2 protein-coding genes are annotated in these 779 nt (G+C 65.6%); one reads left to right on the forward strand and one right to left on the reverse strand.

All coding sequences use genetic code 11. The features are described 5' to 3' along the window. A partial coding sequence (locus AC1U89_RS24480; protein ID WP_479902209.1) for a hypothetical protein occupies nucleotides 1–406 on the forward strand: 406 nt, incomplete at its 5' end. 150 nt (nucleotides 407–556) lie between these two features. Here AC1U89_RS24480 and AC1U89_RS24485 read toward each other — a convergent pair. Then, a partial coding sequence (locus AC1U89_RS24485) for a hypothetical protein (protein WP_479902210.1) occupies nucleotides 557–779 on the reverse strand: 223 nt, incomplete at its 5' end.

Genomic DNA, 779 nt, shown 5'->3' on the forward strand with positions numbered 1-779 from the left:
GACGTGGAAGGACTCGCCACGCGGCAGTACGATCGCGCGGCTCGCGATGGAAGTCAGTGCCGATAAGGCAACCCTKGAGGGCATCACCGAGGGGCTCGGYCTAGGCATCCCGGCCTACAAAAAGCCCTTCGCCTGGACAGGGGYGCACCTCGCGTCCCTAGGCCCGCTCAATCCGCTCCACGCCAGGATCGGCGCAGCCGAACAATTGGAACTCGAAGCGCTGATCAGTGCCGTCACGGGCAAGTCGCTGCTCTGGAGGACCTTGGGTCTCCTGTCCCGCACGGACCCGCACGTTGGACAGGAGCAGGTGGCGAGTCTGCTGGACCGGGCAACGGCACAGCTCCGCGAACTCGAGGGTCTCCTCTTGGAAACCGCGGCGGAACGGTTCACCGACGCCGGTCAGTGAGACCCGGACGTTCGTCGACGATCCTTCGACCTGCGGACCACAGCGCTGCAACGTTAGCAACGTGGCGGGGCACCCCTACCCGGGTTCCATCGCAGTGAGTCCGTTGGGGTCATCCTTCCGGACGCCGCCGTGTGGTCCCTTTCGATGGCCTCAGCGTGCTGCGATGAGGGCCTGGGGTGCGGCTTGTTTCATCCGGGTTTGCAGCCAGCGCAGCTGGGTGGCCGTTTCGGCGTCGCATTTCTCCACGACGGCGAGTAACTCTATATCGCGCAGCGCGGACCCGGCCTGTTTGACCATCGTCCAGGTGACGTCGACGAGGCTGGCCAGCAGGTAGAGGTCCTGCAGGTCGCGCAGGAGACCGACGGGACCGTTC

The organism is Caulobacter sp. 05T431 (assembly GCF_056665975.1).